Here is a 16,816-nt window from a genome sequence, read left to right as displayed (position 1 = left end):
GGGGCTGTTGCTCTAGGGGGCTCTAGGGGATCGCGCCCGGGGTGATCAACCCCGTCTCGTAGGCCAGCACCACGGCCTGGACGCGGTCGCGCAGCGCCAGCTTGGTGAGGACGTTGCCGACATGGGTCTTCACGGTGGTCTCGCTGACCACCAGCTCGGCGGCGATCTCGGCGTTCGACATGCCGCGGGCGATCAGGCGCAGCACCTCCAGTTCGCGCTCGGTCAGGCGGCCGACGCGGGCCGGGGTGGCCTGCTGGTGGGCCGAGGGCAGGAGGGTGGCGAACTTGTCCAGCAGCCGCCGGGTCACGCTCGGCGCGACGATCGCGTCGCCGGCCGCGACCACGCGGATCGCCTGCACGAGCTCGTCGGGCGGGACGTCCTTCAGCAGGAAGCCGCTCGCGCCCGCGCGGAGCGCCTCGACGATGTACTCGTCCAGGTCGAAGGTCGTGAGAACCAGGACGCGGGGCACGTGCGCGCCGGGGGCGGCGTCGCGGACGATGCGCCGCGTCGCGTCGATGCCGTCCACGCCGGGCATGCGGATGTCCATCAGCACGACGTCGGGCAGCAGCGCCCGGGACTGGTCCTGCGCGGTGGAGCCGTTGCCGGCCTCGCCCACCACCGTGATGTCGGGCTCGGCCTCCAGGATGAGCCGGAAGCCGGTGCGCAGAAGGGGCTGGTCGTCGACCAGCAGCACCCGGATCGTCATGTGTCAGTCCTTGAGGGGGAATCGGGCCCGTACCTCGAATCCGCCCCCCTGCCGTGGGCCGATCCGCAGAACTCCACCATAAAGGGCGACGCGCTCACGTATGCCGACCAGACCGTGCCCGGGACGGTCACCGGGGCCGCGGGTGAGCCCGCCCGTCCCACCGCGCCCGTCGTCCTCGACGTGCACGAGCAGTTCGTCCCGCTCGCGGCGCACGGTCACCCACGCCCGGGCGGCGGGCCCCGCGTGCCGCAGGCTGTTGGTGAGGGCCTCCTGGACCAGCCGGTAGGCGGCCAGGTCGATGCCGGGGGGAAGGACCGCCTGCTCGCCCTCGATCCAGAGCTGGGCGCGCAGCCCGGCCTCGCGCATCTGGTCCACCAGCACCGGCAGGTCCACCATGCCGGGCTGCGGGGCCAGCTCGCCGCTCTCGCCGTCGGTGCGCAGCACGCCGACGATGCCGCGCATCTCGCGCATCGCCGTCCTGCCCATCTCCTCGATGGCCACCAGCGCGTCCCTGGCGGCCTCGGGGCGGGTCTCCAGCACCTTGCGCGCGGCGGCCGCCTGGACGGTCATCACGCTCACGTGGTGGGCGACGACGTCGTGCAGCTCGCGGGCGATGCGCGAGCGCTCCTCGGCGCGTGCGGCGCGGGTGTCGGCCTCCCGGGCGCGTTCCAGCCGCTCGGCGCGGTCGACCAGTTCGGCGGTGTAGGCGCGGCGCAGCCGTACCGAACGGCCCACCAGCCAGACCGCCAGGGCCACCACGAGGACGAACACGTGCTCGCCGAGGCCCCCGGGTTCCCAGGCCATCAGCACGCCGGCGGCGTAGGAGGCCGACAGGATGGCGGCCGCGACCAGGCTCAGGGCCAGCCCGCGGTAGGCGGCGACGGTGTAGAGCAGGACCAGGGCGGCCAGGCCCGTCAGCCCGCCGTCGTACCCCATCACCATGAGGACGAGCTGGGGCGCCTCCGCCGCGCAGAGCAGGACGAACGGCCAGCGCCTGCGGAACGCCACCAGAACGCAGGCCGCCAGGATGAGCGCGCCGCCGAGGAGGTCCGGATCGCGGAGCGGCAGGCCGGGCAGCGGCACGTCCGGCGGCTGAGGAATGGGGAGCATGGCCGTCACGAACGAGGCCACCGCCAGGACGAGGGCGAGAACCGAGTCGACGACCAGGGGGTGGGTTCTCAGCCAGGCTCGCGGACTGCCGGGGGTGGTGCGCACCCTCTCAATTTAGGACGACTTCTTCGCTCGCCACCCTGCTGAGGAGGGATATCGCCCTCATCCCCGGGAAGGACCCGCGGCGCCGGCGTGACCTGCGCCACGCCGGGCTCACAGCTCGTCGGTCGCCGAGCGGCGCGAGCCGCGGACCGCGTCGCCCGGGCGGCGGTCGGGCACAGGAGGAGGGGTGCCGCCCCATTCCGGGCACAGGGCCTGGTAGTCGCACCAGTCACACAGGCGGCTGCGGCGTGCGCGCCACTCGCGGGTGGTGAGCGACCGCTCGATCGCCTCCCACAGGGCCTGCACCTTGCGCTCGGTCGCGCGCAGGTCGGCCTCGTCGGGGGCGTACCGCAGGACCTCGCCGTTGCCGAGGTACATCAGCTGCAGCACGCGGGGGACCGTGCCGTGCAGCCGCCACAGCACCAGCGCGTAGAACTTCATCTGGAACAGCGCCTTGGCCTCGAAGTCGGGCCCCGGGGCGTTGCCGGTCTTGTAGTCGACCACGCGCAGCTCGCCGGTCGGCGCGACGTCGAGCCGGTCGATGTAGCCGCGTAGCATCAGCCCGCTGTCCAGCACCGCCTCGACGTACAGCTCGCGCCGGGCGGGCTCCAGCAGGCGCGGGTCCTCCAGCGCGAAGTAGCGCTCCAGCATCTGCCGCGCCTGGGCGAGCCACCGCTCGCGCTCGGCGTCGTCCTCGAACAGGGCGGAGTATTCGGGCACCTGGCCGAGCAGCTTGTCCCACTGCGGGTCGAGCAGGGACTGCGCCGCGGCGACGGTGCGCTCGGCCGCCGGCAGGTCGTACAGCCGCTCCAGCACGGCGTGCACCAGAGTGCCGCGGACGGCGGCGGGCGAGGGCCGCTCGGGAAGCTGGTCGATCACCCGGAAGCGGTAGAGCAGCGGACAAGTCATGAAGTCGCCCGCGCGTGAGGGGGAGAGGCTTCCGGTGATCGCGGGCGGCTCCGTGATGCTCATGAACGGAACTGTAAGTCAGCGCACCGACACTTCGCCCCAGGGGTGCGGCACGTGATCGGCCTATCGGCCGCCGCGGGCGCGTAGCATCGAGGCACAAGGAGGGAAGACGACAATCATGAGCACCCAGACCCCGCAACGGCCCGAGTCGCCGGGGCTGCGCATGGGACGCCCGTTCGGCATCCCCGTGTACGTCTCGCCGACGTGGCTGATCGTCGCGGCGTTCATCACCTACACGTTCCAGCCCTACGTGTCCGATGGGCTCCCCGGCAGGGGCACGGTCGTCACCTACCTCGTCGCCTTCGTGTTCGCCGTCTTCCTGTACGTCTCGGTGCTGCTCCACGAGCTGGCGCACTGCGTGGTGGCCCGCCACTTCGGGCTGCCCGTGCGCCGCATCACGCTCTACCTGCTCGGCGGCGTCTCCGAGATCGAGCGGGAGCCGGAGACGCCCAAGAGGGAGTTCCTGGTCGCCTTCGCCGGCCCGCTGGTCTCGCTCGGGCTGGCCGGCATCGGCTGGGTGGTGAACCTCTTCATCCCCCAGGAGACCATCCCCCATGTCCTGGCCTACCAGCTGTGGCTGTCCAACCTGATGGTCGGCGTGTTCAACCTGCTTCCCGGCCTTCCCCTGGACGGCGGCCGCATGCTCCGCGCCGGTGTGTGGAAGATCACCCGCAACTCGGGCTCCGGCACCATGGCGGCCGCCTGGTTCGGCCGCGGCCTCGCGGTCGTGCTGGTCGTCGTGCCGCTGCTGCCGTCGTTGATGACCGGCCAGCAACCCACGTGGGGGCTGGTGCTGTGGTCGGTGCTGCTGGCGTCCTTCATCTGGATCGGCGCCAGCCAGTCGCTGCGCGTCGCCAAGGTGCGCGCCCGCATGCCGCAGGTCCAGGCCCGCGCGCTGGCGCGGCGCGCGATCCCGGTGACGGCCGAGGTCCCGCTGGCCGAGGCGATGCGCAGGGCGCGGCAGGCCGAGGCGGGCGCCATGGTCGTCGTCGACCACGAGGGGCATCCGATCGCCATCGTCAACGAGTCGGCGGTGGCGGCCACGCCCGAGCAGCGGCGGCCGTGGGTGACCGTCGGCTCGCTGGCGCGCAGCCTCGATCCCTCGCTGGTGCTCCCCGCCGACCTGTCCGGCGAGTCCCTGATCGACGCCATGCGCGGTTCCCCCTCGGGCGAATACCTGCTGGTCGAGCGTGGCGGCGAGGTGTTCGGCGTGCTGGTCACCGCCGACGTGAACCGCCTGTTCACGGGGGTCTGACCGTCCGTTGTCAGGCATTGTCGGGCACGGCCGGGCTCGCGGCTCCGCCGCCCACGCGGCTTTCCGTGCAGAGGGCGCCGAGCGTGCTCGAAGTGTATGATTCGCCCGCGCCGGTGCAGGTAGGACATCCGCGGTGGTTTTTGCTACGGTCCGATGCCATTGGAAGCGTTTCCGGCCTCGTCCCGCCCACCGACCGCCCTCCGGCCCCGGTGGGCGATCGTCCGGATATGTGTTTGGCTGGTGGCGGGTGGGGCCGGCGCGGGCGTCGTCCGTCCGGTCGTGTGGCCTGGGGAGGAGAGTTCTGTGACGGAGCAAGGCGTGGGGGTGGTACGCCCGCTCCCCGGCGACGGGCTGATCGCCCACATGGGCGGCCTGTTGCTGGTGTGCGACGCGGCCGACGCCGTGGCCGACGACCTGGTGGCGGCGGTGCGCGAGACCGCGGCCGCCGGAGGTGACGGCCGGGTGCTCGCCCGGCGCGCCGCCCAGGTCCTGGCGCGGACGATGACGGCCGAGCCGATCGCCTGCGCCGTCGCGGGCCGCGCGGGCGGCGGCATCGCGGTCCTGGTCTGCGGGGACGCCCAGGCGTCCATCACCGGGCCGGGCACCGACGTGCATCTGGACGGCAAGAACGCCCTCACCTGGACCGACCGCCTGGTCACCACCCCGGTGACCTCGGTGGAGCTGCGCCTGCCCGGCGCCGGGCGGCCGCTGCGGCAGACCCGGCTGGACTCAGGGGTGATCCCCGGCGGCGGCGTCGTCTCCGACCTCGGCGAGGACGCCGGCCCGCAGGCCGTCCCCTCCCGGCCGGCCGAGTCCTCGAGTCCCGCGCCGCTGGGCGAGCCGTCGTATCCGGCCCCGGCGGGCACCGGCCCGTCCCCGGCGGTCCCCGACCCCGTGCCTTCCTACGACCCGGCGCCTTCCTACGACCCGGCGCCTTCCTACGAGCCCGCGCCGTCCTACGACCCGGCGCCGTCCTACGAGCCGTCCTTCGGTTCCGAGCCGGCGGGCGTCCCGTTCGGCCTGGGCCACGGCCCGGCCGAGGTCCCGCCGCCCGTCACGGCCGCGCCGCCGGTGAACGTCCCGCCGCCTCCCTCCGACCTGGCCGGGCCGCCCCCGCGCGAGTACGAGCAGCCGCCCGCGCCGCTGACCGACCCGGAGTCGCCCCGCGCGGGCTCGGCGGGTCCCGGCCTGGCGGAGCAGGAGTACGACCCGTTCCTGCTGTCCCCCGATCCCGGCGACCACGGCGGGACGCCCGGGTCGATGCTGGAGCCCACCGAGATGGGCCCGGCGCCCGAGCCGCTGAACCGGCCGATGGTCTACGGCGTCGACTGCCAGAACGACCACTTCAACGACCCGCGCGTCCCCTACTGCGCGGTGTGCGGCGTCGCCCTCGTGCAGCGCAACCTCGTGCCCTACAAGGGCGAGCGCCCGCCGCTCGGGGTGCTCCTGCTCGACGACGGCGTGGCCCTCACGCTCGACGCCGACTACCTGCTCGGGCGCGACCCCGACCGGGCGCCCGAGGTCACCTCCGGCGAGGCCCGCCCGGCGCGGGTGACCAGCCCGGACGGCTCGGTCTCGCGCCGCCACCTGCGGGTGCGGCTCGACGGCTGGGACGTCAACCTGCTGGACCTGGGGTCGGTCAACGGCACGCAGGTCCAGCCGCCCGGCGACCCGAACTTCTACGACATCCCGCCGAACGAGCCGGTGCCGATCCTGCCCGGCACCACTGTGCGCATCGGGGTCTCGCGCACCATGCGCTACGGGATTCGTCCGTAGTGCTCCGGCCTTCTTTCAGGCCGGGGGTGAAGCGGACTCTCCCGCGTAGCGGGGCAGAGAAAGCCGATCCGCCGCCACGGCGGATCGGCGTCTGTCAGCCTGCTCGCGTCAGGTACCGCCGGACGGGCGGGAACGGAGCCCTCGGGTTCGAAAGCCTGTGGAGACCTGGTAAGACCGCTTCGGTGGCGCGGGTCGGTGAAGCAGGAAGCCGCAGAAGTGCCGCACGCGCGGCACAGGCTGAATCTCCGGCATTCATTCATGCCGGAGAGCGCGTCAAGAATCCCACCGCCAGGCCTGACCTGTTCGGGGCCTGTTCGGGGCGCGGCGGTGTTCTGGAGGAGGAGGGAGGAAGGGGTGAGGGACGAGCCCCTTCCGAGTGACGACGGAAGAACATCGCCTGAAGTGCGCCCCGAACACGCGGTGCCGGAGGCGCGGCCATAGACGCAGTCCGGGAAGGGCCGCGCCCGGTCCTACCGTCCGTCCTCGCGGCCCCGCGGGGCGGGGGCGGTGGTGACACTCCGGCGGGCGCTCTCGCGGGCGCTGAGCGCGGCACGGCCGATCACGCCGATGAGCTCCTCCTCGCTCAGCACGCGCGGCTCGCCGATCATCTTGGCCTGGACGTAGACGGCGCACAGCCACTCCAGCAGGCGCGCCCCCTCCAGGGCCTGCGTCAGGTCGCCGCCGAGCGCCACGGCCCCGTGGTTCTGCATGAGGGCGGCCTGCCGGCCCGCCAGCGCCTCGCGGACGTGCGCGGCCAGCTCGGGGGTGCCGTAGGTCGCGTACGGGGCCACGCGGACGGCGCCGCCGAGCAGCAGCGCATTGTAGTGGATCGGCGGCAGTTCGGTCATCGTCGTGGAGACGACCACGGCGTACCGCGAATGGGTGTGCACGACGGCCGCGGTGCCGGTGCTCTCGTAGATCGCCAGGTGCATGGGCACCTCGGAGGACGGGGCGCGTGAGCCCTCCACGATCTCGCCCGACAGGTCCAGGACCGGGCAGTCGGCGGGGGTCAGCTCGTCCAGGGCGACCCCTCCGGGGGTGACCGCGACCAGGTCGCCGGCGCGCACGCTGACGTTGCCGGACGTGCCGAGCACCAGCCCGTCCCGGACCATGCGGCGGCCGGTCTCGCACAGCCGCTCGCGCTCCTCGGCCAGCCTCATGCCCTCTCCGTCCCCGTCCCCGTCGCGGTCCCGGCCTCCGGCGAGACGGGCGTGGCGAGGCGGTCCAGCTCGGCCGTCATCAGCCGCCGGAGCGTCTCGGGGGAGACGCGGTCGGGGTACAGCAGCCGGTGGGCGCTGAGCCCGTCGACCAGCGCGAGCAGCCGCTCGGCGACGTCGTCCAGGTCCTCGCCCACGGTGATCTCGCCGGCCGCCGCGGCGGCGTCGAGCAGGGCGCGCACCAGGTGGCGCAGCTCGGCGGCCTCTTCGCGCTGGACCTCCAGCAGCGTCCCCCCGGCCAGGCTCCGGCCCCAGAAGCCGACCTCCAGGGCGGTCTCGCGGGCGCGCTCCTCGTCCAGGGGCAGGTTGTCCAGCAGCAGCTCGCGCAGGGCCGACAGCCCGGTGCGCCCGGCCAGCTTGTCCTTCAGCCGCCGCACGATGTGGCGGTGGGAGGCGCGCAGCGCCGACAGCAGGATGTCGTCCTTGTCGGCGAAGTAGTGGGTGAGCACGCCGTTGGAGTAGCCGGCCTCCTTGGCGATGGCACGGGTGGTGGCCGCTTCGATGCCCTCGCGCAGGATGACCCTGCGGGCGGCGTCCACCACCTCCTCGCGGCGCTCCTCGTGATCGACGATCTTCGGCATCCCTGGTCCCCTCGGTGGAAGGCTTGACATTGTAGTCGGACGCCCGTCTATTATCCGGCAATCCCGGAACACCGCGGAAGGAACCGCCATGACCGTCCTCACGCTCGGGGTCCACATCGTCGACGTGCTCGCGAGGCCGGTGGAGTCCATCCCCCAGGGGCAGGACACCCACCTGCTGGAGGAGATCCGCCTCACCGCCGCCGGCGCCGCCGCGGGGGTGGCCGTCGACCTCGCCAAGCTCGGCGTGCCGGTCGCCTCGGCCGGAGCGGTCGGCGGCGACGAGCTCGGCGACTTCCTGCTCATGATCATGGCGCGGCGCGGCGTCGACGTGAGCGGGGTGGCGCGCAAGCCGGGGGAGCGGACGGCGGCGTCGATCCTGCCGATCCGCCCGGACGGGGGCCGTCCCTCGTTCCACGTGCCCGGCGCCAACCTCGGCCTGTCCCTCGCCGACCTGGATCCGGACCTGGTCACCGGGGCCCGCCTGGTGCACCTCGGCGGCATGGACGCGACCTGGGGCCTGCACGACCCGGCCTTCCTGGAACTGCTCGGGGCCGCGCGCGCGGGCGGCACGGTGGTCACGATGGACCTGCTGTCCACCATGGCCGACCTCATGCCCGCCACCCGGGCCTTCCTGCCGTACGTCGACCACTTCCTGCCGAACGAGGAACAGGCGCTGATGATCAGCGGGGCGTCCGGCGTGGAGGAGGCCGCCCGGCGGCTGCTGGAGGAGGGGCCTTCGGCCGTGCTGATCACCCTCGGCGCCGAGGGCAGCCTGGTCGCCACCGCCGCGGGCACGGTCCGCGTCCCCGCGCTGGATGTGCCCGTCGTCGACACCACCGGCTGCGGCGACGCCTACTGCGCCGGGTTCATCGCCGGGCTGCTCGACGGGCGGGACGTCGTCGCGGCGGCCCGTCTCGGTACGGCCGTCGCCGCCCGGGTTGCCGGAGGGCTCGGGTCCGACGCGGGGCTGGACGGCCTGACGATCGAGGACCTCGACGCCGCCGAGACCCCCACAAGAGGCCCCGAGGAGGGCCCCGAGGAAGGTCCCGTTCCACACTCCGCCCAGGCCGCCCACGGCATCGAAGGGATCTAGAGCACATGGCAGACACCACCCCCGGACGCGACGCGTCCCTGCGCGAGCGGGCCGCCAAGGTCGTCCCCGGCGGCATGTACGGCCACCTCAACGCCGCGATCTTCACCCCCGCGTACCCGCAGTTCTTCGTCCGGGGCGAGGGCTGCCGCCAGTGGGACGCCGACGGGCGCGAGTACGTCGACCTGATGTGCAGCTGGGGCCCGGTGATCCTCGGCCACCGCCACCAGGCGGTCGAGGCCGCCGCGGCGGCACAGCGGGCCTCGGGGGACTGCCTCAACGGGCCCGGCCCGATCATGGTGGAGCTCGCCGAGCTGATGGTGGACACCATCCCGTCGGCCGACTGGGTCATGTTCTCCAAGAACGGCACCGACGCCACCACCCAGGCGCTCATGGTCGCCCGCGCCGCCACCGGACGCGCCAAGGTGCTCGTCGCCCACGGCGCCTACCACGGGGCCGACCCCTGGTGCACCCCGAGCACGGCGGGCACCACCCCGAACGAGCGCGCCGACCTCGTCGAGTACCCCTACAACGACCTCGCGGGCGCGGAGGCCGCCGCCGCGTCGGCGGACGGCGACGTCGCCGCGATCATCGTGACCCCGTTCAAGCACGACTCCTTCGAGGACCAGGAGCCGGTGGACCCGGCATTCGCCCGCGGCCTGCGCGCGCTCGCCGACCGGATCGGCGCCGCGCTGGTGATCGACGACGTCCGCGCGGGGTTCCGGCTGGACCTGCGCGGCTCGTGGGAGCCGCTCGGCGTCCGCCCCGACCTGACGGCGTGGAGCAAGGCCATGGCCAACGGGTACGCCATCGCCGCCATCACCGGGACCGACGCCCTCCGCGGTCCCGCCCAGACCCTGTACTCCACGGGCTCGTTCTGGTTCTCGGCCGTGGCGATGGCCGCCGCCAAGGCGACCATCGAGACCCTCCGGGACATCGACGGCGTCGCCCTGATGGAGCGCGCGGGCACCCGCCTGCGCGAGGGCCTCGCCGCGCAGGCCGCCGCGCACGGGTTCACCGTCCGCCAGACCGGCCCCGCGCAGATCCCGTGGCTGTCCTTCGAGGGCGACGCGACGCTGGAGAAGGGCATGTTCTGGGCGGATGCGTGCCTCGCCGAGGGCGTGTACCTGCACCCGTGGCACAACTGGTTCATGTCCGCGGCGCACACCGACGCCGACATCGACCGGGCGCTGGCGGGCACCGACGCCGCGTTCGCCAGGCTGCGCGCAAAGTTCGGCGCCGGCTGAGGAGAGGTCCGCGCCGCCCGGGAGGTCAGTCCCGCAGGCGGACCCACTGGATGTCGTCGTGGCGGCTGCCGTCGACGGCCGGCAGCAGCGCTCTGATCACGGCCTCCCGGGTGAACCCGGCGCGCTCCAGCACGCGCTGGGAGGCCGTGTTGACCGCCGCCGTGCCCGCCACCAGCCGGTACAGCGGCGTGGCCTCGTACGCCCACCCGGCCAGCAGGTTCACCGCCCGGGTCATGAACCCCCGGCCGCGGAACCGGCTGTGCAGGCTGTAGCCGATCATGGCCTGATCGAGAGGCGGGACGACGTTCATGAGCTGGATGTGCCCGGCGAACGCGCCCGTCGCGGCGTCCCTGACGCTCATCTCGGCGCGCTCGCCCGACAGCCACCACGTGCCGGTGTACCGGCAGCGGCGGACCGTCTCCTCGCGGTCGGGGACCTGCGGGGGCACCATGTAGATGTAGGAGTCCGGCTCGCTCGTCATCTCCTGGTAGGGGTCCACGTCGTCCAGGGTCAGCGGCTCCAGCCGCACCACGCCGTCGGTCAGTGATCCGCCGGGCAGGCCGGGCAGGTAGGAGCGCTGCGGCTCGCCGGGGTCGCGGGCCAGGCGGGCGAAGGCCACCATGTCGGCGTGGCCGCCCCCGCGCCGCGGGCGGGCGTCCCGGAGCACGCCCTCGCGCCGGTAGCCCGCCGCCATCGCCACGCGCTGGCTCGGCAGGTTCTCGACGTCGGCCAGGATCTCCACGCGGTGCGCACCCTGGGCGAACACCCACTCGGTCACCGCCCGGACCGCGGCCGAGGCCACGCCCCGGCCGCGTGCCCAGGGGGCGAGGTGGTACCCGACCTCGAACACACCCCGGGTGCCCGGCGGCTTCACCTCTATGTCGCCCAGCCATCCGCCCCCCGCGGCGTCGGCGATCGCGAAGGTGGCGCCGCCCGCGTTCCAGATGGCGGCCGCCCCCTCGGTGATGTACCGAAGCGCGTCGTCGAGGGTGTACGGAAAGGGAAGCGTGGGGAGGAACCGCGCGGTCTCGGGGTCGGCGCAGGCGCGGGCGATGGTCTCGGCGTCGTCCTCGACGGGCGGGCGTAGTACGATCGGCCCTGCGTGGATGGTGTCGCGGGGGAGCATGTTCCAGTGCTACCAGCATCGGGACGCCGAGGGCGAACGCTTATCGCACCGGCCCCGGCCACCCCAGAAGGCTCGCCGTCCATCACCGGTGGGTTGCGCGCGAGTATAGCCTAGCGGGCATGGGTTTTCGCAGGCACGGGCCGTTCCGGCCCGGTGATCAGGTACAGCTCACCGATCCCAAGGACAAGCGCCACACGGTGACGCTCCGTGAGGGCGCGCAGTTCCATACGCACAAGGGATCGATCCCGCACGACGACCTGATCGGCCTGCCCGAGGGCTCGGTCGTCCGCTCCTCCGGGGGGACGTCCTACCTGGCCTTCCGCCACCTGCTGCAGGACTACACGGTGTCCATGCCGCGCGGCGCGGCCGTCGTCTACCCCAAGGACTGCGCGCAGATCGTCGCCATGGCCGACATCTTCCCCGGGGCGCGGGTCGTGGAGGCCGGGGTCGGGTCCGGCGCGCTCACGTGCTTCCTGCTGCGGGCGGTCGGCGAGTCGGGCACGGTCACCTCCTACGAACGGCGCCAGGATTTCGCGGATGTGGCCCGCAAGAACGTCGAGAAGTTCTACGGCGGCCCCATGCAGGGGTGGCGGCTGGTGGTGGGCGATCTGGTGGCGTCCCTGGACGAGACGGACGTCGACCGGGTGATCCTCGACATGCTGGCTCCGTGGGAGTGCGTGGACGCGGTGGCCAAGGCATTGACCCCAGGGGGTGTGATCTGCTGTTATGTCGCGACCACGACTCAGTTGTCGCGAACGGTGGAAAGCCTCCGTGATCACGGAAGTTTCACCGAGCCGCATTCGTGGGAAACCTTGGTCCGCGACTGGCATGTCGAAGGGCTCGCCGTGCGACCCGGTCACCGCATGGTCGGCCACACGGGGTTCCTCGTCATCGCCCGTCGCATGGCGGACGGCGTCACGCCCCCGCCGAGACGCCGGCGTCCTGCCAAGGGCGCTTATGGGGAGGATTCGGCCATATGACCTCTGGAATCCAGGTGTGGCGTTTCGGTAAACAATCATGCTCAGTGGCATGGGCGGGGAACAGATCCGCTTCCGTAGCTGCTTACTAGCAATGAGCCGCTAATAGGGCCCTAAACGCTGAACACTGGATGTAATGACACGAACACTCCCCGGCCAGGTTACGGATGCCCCCGAGATAGGTAGGGTCTTGAGTAGTCGCCCTCGACTGGGAAGGAGGTGACTGTGGCAGCTCGCGAGGACGCTGAGGCTCGAGCCGCCCAGCGCGAACGGGAGGTCGCTGACCTCACAACTCAGGTCTCCTTCCTCCAGGAGGAGATCACCGCGTTGCGCCGGAAGCTGGCCGAGTCCCCCCGGCAAGCCAGGGTCCTGGAGGAACGGCTTCATGAGGTGCAGGCCAATCTGGCCGCCGTCACCGGTCAGAACGAGAGGCTGGTGGCCACCCTCAAGGAGGCCAGAGACCAGATCGTCGCCCTGAAGGAAGAGGTCGACCGGCTGGCGCAGCCGCCGTCCGGTTTCGGCGTGTTCCTGGAAGCCCGCGACGACGGCACCGTGGAGGTGTTCACCGGCGGCCGCAAGCTCCGCGTGAACGTCAGCCCCGCGGTCGACGCCGAGTCACTCAGGCGCGGTCAGGAGGTCATGCTCAACGAGGCGCTCAACGTGGTCGAGGCGCTCGGCTACGAGACCGTCGGCGAGATCGTGATGCTCAAGGAGCTCCTGGAGGACGGCCAGCGCGCGCTGGTCATCTCGCACGCCGACGAGGAGCGCGTGGTCCGCCTCGCCGAGTCCCTGCTCGACCAGCCGATCCGGGCGGGCGACTCGTTGCTGCTCGAACCGCGCTCCGGCTATGTCTACGAGCGCATCCCCAAGTCCGAGGTCGAGGAACTGGTGCTGGAGGAGGTCCCCGACATCTCCTACAAGGAGATCGGCGGCCTCTCACGGCAGATCGAGCAGATCAGGGACGCCATCGAGCTGCCCTACCTGCACGCCGACCTGTTCCGCGAGCACCACCTGCGCCCGCCGAAGGGCGTGCTGCTGTACGGCCCCCCCGGCTGCGGCAAGACCCTCATCGCCAAGGCGGTCGCCAACTCCCTGGCCAAGCAGGTCGCCGAGAAGACCGGGCAGTCCGGCAAGAGCTTCTTCCTCAACATCAAGGGCCCCGAGCTTCTCAACAAGTACGTCGGCGAGACCGAGCGGCACATCCGCCTGGTCTTCCAGCGGGCGCGCGAGAAGGCCTCCGAGGGCACGCCGGTGATCGTGTTCTTCGACGAGATGGACTCGATCTTCCGCACCCGGGGCTCGGGCGTCTCCTCCGACGTCGAGAACACCATCGTCCCCCAGCTGCTGTCGGAGATCGACGGCGTCGAGGGCCTGGAGAACGTCATCGTCATCGGCGCCTCCAACCGCGAGGACATGATCGACCCGGCGATCCTGCGGCCCGGCCGCCTGGACGTCAAGATCAAGATCGAGCGGCCGGACGCCGAGGCGGCCAAGGACATCTTCTCGAAGTACATCACCGCCGGGCTGCCCCTCCACGGCGATGACGTGACCGAGCACGGCGGCTCCCGTGAGGCCACCGTCGCGGGCATGATCCAGCGGGTCGTCGAGCGCATGTACACCGAGAGCGAGGAGAACCGCTTCCTCGAGGTGACGTACGCCAACGGCGACAAGGAGGTCCTGTACTTCAAGGACTTCAACTCCGGCGCGATGATCCAGAACATCGTCGACCGGGGCAAGAAGATGGCCATCAAGGCGTTCCTGGAGACCGGGCAGAAGGGCCTTCGCATCGCGCACCTGCTCGCCGCGTGCGTGGACGAGTTCAGCGAGAACGAGGACCTTCCCAACACGACCAACCCCGACGACTGGGCCCGCATCTCCGGGAAGAAGGGCGAGCGGATCGTCTACATCCGCACCCTCGTCTCCGGCAAGCAGGGCACGGAGGCCGGGCGGTCCATCGACACGGTCGCCAACACCGGCCAGTACCTCTGATCTGGTTGACAACCGGCATGCGACGGCGTGGTTCCTCAAGGGGCCGCGCCGTCGCCGTTTCCCCGAGGGGCGCGCGGGCGGCGGACCGGAGGGTCCCGCCGGCCGCGCGACGGTCTAGGCTCGTGATTACGGGCCACGCGACGGCGGTGGTCCGGGTGCGAGAGAGCACAGATGAAGGGCTGGGAGCGTGACGGTACGGCGGGTGATGGGCATCGAGACCGAGTACGGAATCTCCGTACCCGGGCAGCCGGGCGCGAACGCGATGGTGACCTCCTCACAGGTGGTCAACGCCTACCTGGCGGCCTCGGCCGCGCGGGCGCGCCGCGCCAGATGGGACTTCGAGGAGGAGAATCCACTTCGTGACGCCCGAGGCTTCGATCTGGCCCGCGAGATCGCCGACCCAACGCAGCTCACCGACGAGGATCTCGGGCTGGCCAACGTCATCCTGACCAACGGGGCGCGGCTGTACGTCGACCACGCCCACCCCGAGTACTCCACGCCCGAGTGCACCAACCCGCGCGCCGCGGTCATCTGGGACAAGGCGGGCGAGCGGGTCATGCACGACGCCGCGGTCCGCGCCTCGGCCATGCCGGGGAACGCTCCCATCCAGCTGTACAAGAACAACACCGACAACAAGGGCGCGTCCTACGGCTGCCACGAGAACTACCTCATGCGCCGGGCCACTCCCTTCGCCGACATCGTCCGCCACCTGACGCCGTTCTTCGTGTCGCGCCAGGTCGTCTGCGGCGCCGGCCGGGTCGGCATCGGGCAGGACTCCCGGGGCGAGGGCTTCCAGATCAGCCAGCGGGCCGACTTCTTCGAGGTCGAGGTAGGCCTGGAGACGACGCTCAAGCGGCCGATCATCAACACGCGCGACGAGCCGCACGCCGACCCCGAGAAGTACCGCCGCCTGCACGTCATCATCGGCGACGCCAACATGTCGGAGATCTCCACTTACCTCAAGCTGGGGTCCACCGCGCTGGTCCTCGCCATGATCGAGGACGGCTTCCTCACCGGCGACCTGTCGGTCGAGAGCCCCGTGGCGGCGCTGCGGGCGGTGTCCCACGACCCGACGTGCAGGTACGAGATCGCGCTGCGCGACGGCCGCAAGATGACCGCCGTGCAGCTCCAGATGGAGTACCTCGAGCAGGCCCGCAAGTACGTCGAGGACCGCTTCGGCTCCGCCGTGGACGACATGACCAAGGACGTCCTCAACCGGTGGGAGTCGGTGCTCACCCGCCTCGCCGAGGATCCGATGCAGCTCTCCCGGGAGCTCGACTGGGTGGCCAAGCTGGAGCTGCTGGAGGGCTACCGCACCCGCGACGGGCTGGCCTGGGCCCACCCGCGCCTCCAGCTCGTCGACCTGCAGTACTCCGACATCCGTCCCGACCGCGGCCTGTACAACCGGCTGGTGGCCCGCGACCGCATGCAGCGCCTGGTGACCGAGGAGGACGTCCAGCGGGCGATCGAGCTGCCGCCGAACGACACCCGCGCCTACTTCCGCGGCCGGTGCCTGCGGCAGTACAGCGAGTCGGTGGCCGCCGCGTCCTGGGACTCGGTGATCTTCGACATCCCCGGGCGCGAGTCGCTCCAGCGCGTGCCCACCTTGGAGCCGCTGCGCGGCACCAAGGCGCACGTCGGCGAGCTGCTCGACCGCTGCCGCACCGCCGCCGAGCTGGTGAGCGCCCTCACGGGCGAGAAGTAGGGTCCGGGGGCCCGCTCAGGGCCCCCGCGATCGTTTCCGTCCCGGCGTGTGTGATCTACATCGTAAAGGCGCCGGGCGGGAACAGGCCGCTGCCGGTCAGGCGCATCGGCGGGACGGCGATGCCCTCCTTGCGCAGGATCTCCGAGAGCAGCAGGGCGGCCTGGTCGCTGGTGAGCCGCTCCACGGGGTCGGCGCGCAGCAGCCCTTCCAGCAGCCCGCGGAGCGCTCCGGCGCGCCGCGAGGGCCGCGCCTCCTCGGGGGAGCGGTCGGCCAGGATGTCCCCGCCCGTGGCCGGTGGGTGACCCTCCACCGAGAAGTACAGCGTCGCCCCGAACGACCACAGGTCGGCCGCCTGGGTCGCCGGATGCCCGAGCAGCCGCTCGGGGGCGATGTAGCCGGGCGAGCCGACGATCGGCATGGGGTTGGTGTGGGTCGACGGCTCTCCCTGGAGCACGGCGATTCCGAAGTCGCTGAGCACCACGCGCTCGCCGGTGAGCAGGACGTTGCCGGGCTTGATGTCCCGGTGGAGCACGCCGGCGGCGTGGGCGTGCCGCAGGCCGCTCAGCAGGTGGAAGCCGATCCACGCCGTCCAGTGCACGGGCAGCCGGCCGAGGTGCCACGCGGTGGCCTGCAGGGTCAGCGCCTCGACCAGCTCCATGACGATCCAGAGCCGGCCGTCCTCCTCCAGCAGGTCGTGGACGGTGACGATCGCGGGGTGGCTGAGCCGCGCCGCCGACCGCGCCTCGCGCAGCGCGTGGCGGCGGGCCGTCCGGACGTCGAACTCCTCGTCGTGCCGGCCGGGCCGCAACTCCTTGATCGCGACGTCGCGCGCGAGCCTGCGGTCGTGCGCCCGCCAGACGATCCCCATTCCCCCTTGGCCCAGCGGCGAGATCAGCCGGTATCGATCTCCGAGCAGCTGCGCGTGGTCCGCTCTCATGTCACCCGTTCACAGTCCGCTTCCTGCCC

Annotated in this window: 14 protein-coding genes; 7 read left to right on the top strand and 7 right to left on the bottom strand. The window is 72.0% G+C overall.

The window, feature by feature from the left end:
* Nucleotides 1-22: 22 nt before the first annotated feature.
* The 3 genes from AB0H21_RS26845 to AB0H21_RS26835 form a co-directional block, all read right to left on the bottom strand.
* Complete coding sequence (locus tag AB0H21_RS26845; RefSeq protein WP_358521630.1) at nucleotides 23-706, bottom strand: response regulator transcription factor; 684 nt, start codon at nucleotides 704-706, stop codon at nucleotides 23-25.
* A 3-nt stretch (nucleotides 707-709) separates the two neighbouring features.
* A complete protein-coding gene (locus AB0H21_RS26840; RefSeq protein ID WP_358521627.1) occupies nucleotides 710-1,921 on the bottom strand; it encodes a sensor histidine kinase in 1,212 nt (403 codons plus the stop codon).
* A 108-nt stretch (nucleotides 1,922-2,029) separates the two neighbouring features.
* Nucleotides 2,030-2,890, bottom strand: coding sequence for a PD-(D/E)XK nuclease family protein (locus AB0H21_RS26835; protein WP_358521624.1), 861 nt, complete (start codon nucleotides 2,888-2,890; stop codon nucleotides 2,030-2,032).
* Between the two features lie 115 nt (nucleotides 2,891-3,005).
* Here AB0H21_RS26835 and AB0H21_RS26830 point away from each other — a divergent pair, with 115 nt between their 5' ends.
* Complete coding sequence (locus AB0H21_RS26830) at nucleotides 3,006-4,142, top strand: site-2 protease family protein (RefSeq protein ID WP_358521621.1); 1,137 nt, start codon at nucleotides 3,006-3,008, stop codon at nucleotides 4,140-4,142.
* A 303-nt stretch (nucleotides 4,143-4,445) separates the two neighbouring features.
* Nucleotides 4,446-5,918, top strand: coding sequence for an FHA domain-containing protein (locus AB0H21_RS26825; RefSeq protein WP_358521618.1), 1,473 nt, complete (start codon nucleotides 4,446-4,448; stop codon nucleotides 5,916-5,918).
* Between the two features lie 470 nt (nucleotides 5,919-6,388).
* On the opposite strand, the gene AB0H21_RS26820 is transcribed toward AB0H21_RS26825, so the two are convergent.
* Nucleotides 6,389-7,078, bottom strand: a complete 690-nt coding sequence (locus tag AB0H21_RS26820; RefSeq protein ID WP_358521616.1) for a class II aldolase/adducin family protein — start codon at nucleotides 7,076-7,078, stop codon at nucleotides 6,389-6,391.
* Nucleotides 7,075-7,716: a TetR/AcrR family transcriptional regulator gene (locus AB0H21_RS26815; protein ID WP_358521613.1), complete on the bottom strand. Its 642-nt coding sequence runs from the start codon at nucleotides 7,714-7,716 to the stop codon at nucleotides 7,075-7,077. Before AB0H21_RS26815 ends, AB0H21_RS26820 begins: the two co-directional genes overlap by 4 nt.
* Before the next feature lie 88 nt (nucleotides 7,717-7,804).
* Between AB0H21_RS26815 and AB0H21_RS26810 the strand changes: the two genes are divergently transcribed.
* On the top strand, nucleotides 7,805-8,809 hold the full coding sequence (locus AB0H21_RS26810) for a sugar kinase (RefSeq protein WP_358521610.1): 1,005 nt from the start codon (nucleotides 7,805-7,807) through the stop codon (nucleotides 8,807-8,809).
* 5 nt (nucleotides 8,810-8,814) lie between these two features.
* The gene (locus tag AB0H21_RS26805; protein ID WP_358521608.1) at nucleotides 8,815-10,053 is read left to right on the top strand and encodes an aminotransferase class III-fold pyridoxal phosphate-dependent enzyme; all 1,239 of its coding nucleotides are present in this window, start codon (nucleotides 8,815-8,817) and stop codon (nucleotides 10,051-10,053) included.
* Between the two features lie 25 nt (nucleotides 10,054-10,078).
* Here AB0H21_RS26805 and AB0H21_RS26800 read toward each other — a convergent pair whose 3' ends face one another.
* Nucleotides 10,079-11,179, bottom strand: coding sequence for a GNAT family N-acetyltransferase (locus tag AB0H21_RS26800; RefSeq protein ID WP_358521607.1), 1,101 nt, complete (start codon nucleotides 11,177-11,179; stop codon nucleotides 10,079-10,081).
* Nucleotides 11,180-11,298: 119 nt separating this feature from the next.
* Here AB0H21_RS26800 and AB0H21_RS26795 point away from each other — a divergent pair, with 119 nt between their 5' ends.
* From AB0H21_RS26795 to dop, 3 genes are all read left to right on the top strand, one after another.
* A complete protein-coding gene (locus AB0H21_RS26795; protein ID WP_358521605.1) occupies nucleotides 11,299-12,159 on the top strand; it encodes a tRNA (adenine-N1)-methyltransferase in 861 nt (286 codons plus the stop codon).
* A gap of 222 nt (nucleotides 12,160-12,381) precedes the next feature.
* Nucleotides 12,382-14,145 (top strand): proteasome ATPase, encoded by a 1,764-nt coding sequence (gene arc, locus AB0H21_RS26790; protein ID WP_358521602.1) that lies wholly within the window; start codon nucleotides 12,382-12,384, stop codon nucleotides 14,143-14,145.
* 187 nt (nucleotides 14,146-14,332) lie between these two features.
* Nucleotides 14,333-15,850, top strand: a complete 1,518-nt coding sequence (gene dop / locus AB0H21_RS26785; RefSeq protein ID WP_358521600.1) for a depupylase/deamidase Dop — start codon at nucleotides 14,333-14,335, stop codon at nucleotides 15,848-15,850.
* Between the two features lie 55 nt (nucleotides 15,851-15,905).
* Here the strand turns inward: dop and AB0H21_RS26780 are convergent, their stop codons facing one another.
* Nucleotides 15,906-16,787, bottom strand: a complete 882-nt coding sequence (locus tag AB0H21_RS26780) for a serine/threonine-protein kinase (RefSeq protein WP_358521598.1) — start codon at nucleotides 16,785-16,787, stop codon at nucleotides 15,906-15,908.
* Nucleotides 16,788-16,816 lie beyond the last annotated feature (29 nt).

It is taken from the genome of Sphaerisporangium sp. NPDC051011, assembly GCF_040653595.1.
Classification (GTDB): Bacteria; Actinomycetota; Actinomycetes; order Streptosporangiales; family Streptosporangiaceae; genus Sphaerisporangium.
Note: the sequence above shows the minus strand (reverse complement) of the source record. Positions and strands in the feature narration are given on the sequence as shown.

Excerpts from the sequence above, each read along its gene's own strand:
- AB0H21_RS26830 (WP_358521621.1), top strand. The coding sequence starts at position 3,006 with ATGAGCACCCAGACCCCGCAACGGCCCGAGTCGCCGGGGCTGCGCATG.
- AB0H21_RS26780 (WP_358521598.1), bottom strand. The coding sequence starts at position 16,787 with ATGAGAGCGGACCACGCGCAGCTGCTCGGAGATCGATACCGGCTGATC.
- AB0H21_RS26820 (WP_358521616.1), bottom strand. The coding sequence starts at position 7,078 with ATGAGGCTGGCCGAGGAGCGCGAGCGGCTGTGCGAGACCGGCCGCCGC.
- AB0H21_RS26805 (WP_358521608.1), top strand. The coding sequence starts at position 8,815 with ATGGCAGACACCACCCCCGGACGCGACGCGTCCCTGCGCGAGCGGGCC.
- AB0H21_RS26810 (WP_358521610.1), top strand. The coding sequence starts at position 7,805 with ATGACCGTCCTCACGCTCGGGGTCCACATCGTCGACGTGCTCGCGAGG.
- AB0H21_RS26835 (WP_358521624.1), bottom strand. The coding sequence starts at position 2,890 with ATGAGCATCACGGAGCCGCCCGCGATCACCGGAAGCCTCTCCCCCTCA.
- AB0H21_RS26800 (WP_358521607.1), bottom strand. The coding sequence starts at position 11,179 with ATGCTCCCCCGCGACACCATCCACGCAGGGCCGATCGTACTACGCCCG.
- AB0H21_RS26845 (WP_358521630.1), bottom strand. The coding sequence starts at position 706 with ATGACGATCCGGGTGCTGCTGGTCGACGACCAGCCCCTTCTGCGCACC.
- AB0H21_RS26795 (WP_358521605.1), top strand. The coding sequence starts at position 11,299 with ATGGGTTTTCGCAGGCACGGGCCGTTCCGGCCCGGTGATCAGGTACAG.
- AB0H21_RS26815 (WP_358521613.1), bottom strand. The coding sequence starts at position 7,716 with ATGCCGAAGATCGTCGATCACGAGGAGCGCCGCGAGGAGGTGGTGGAC.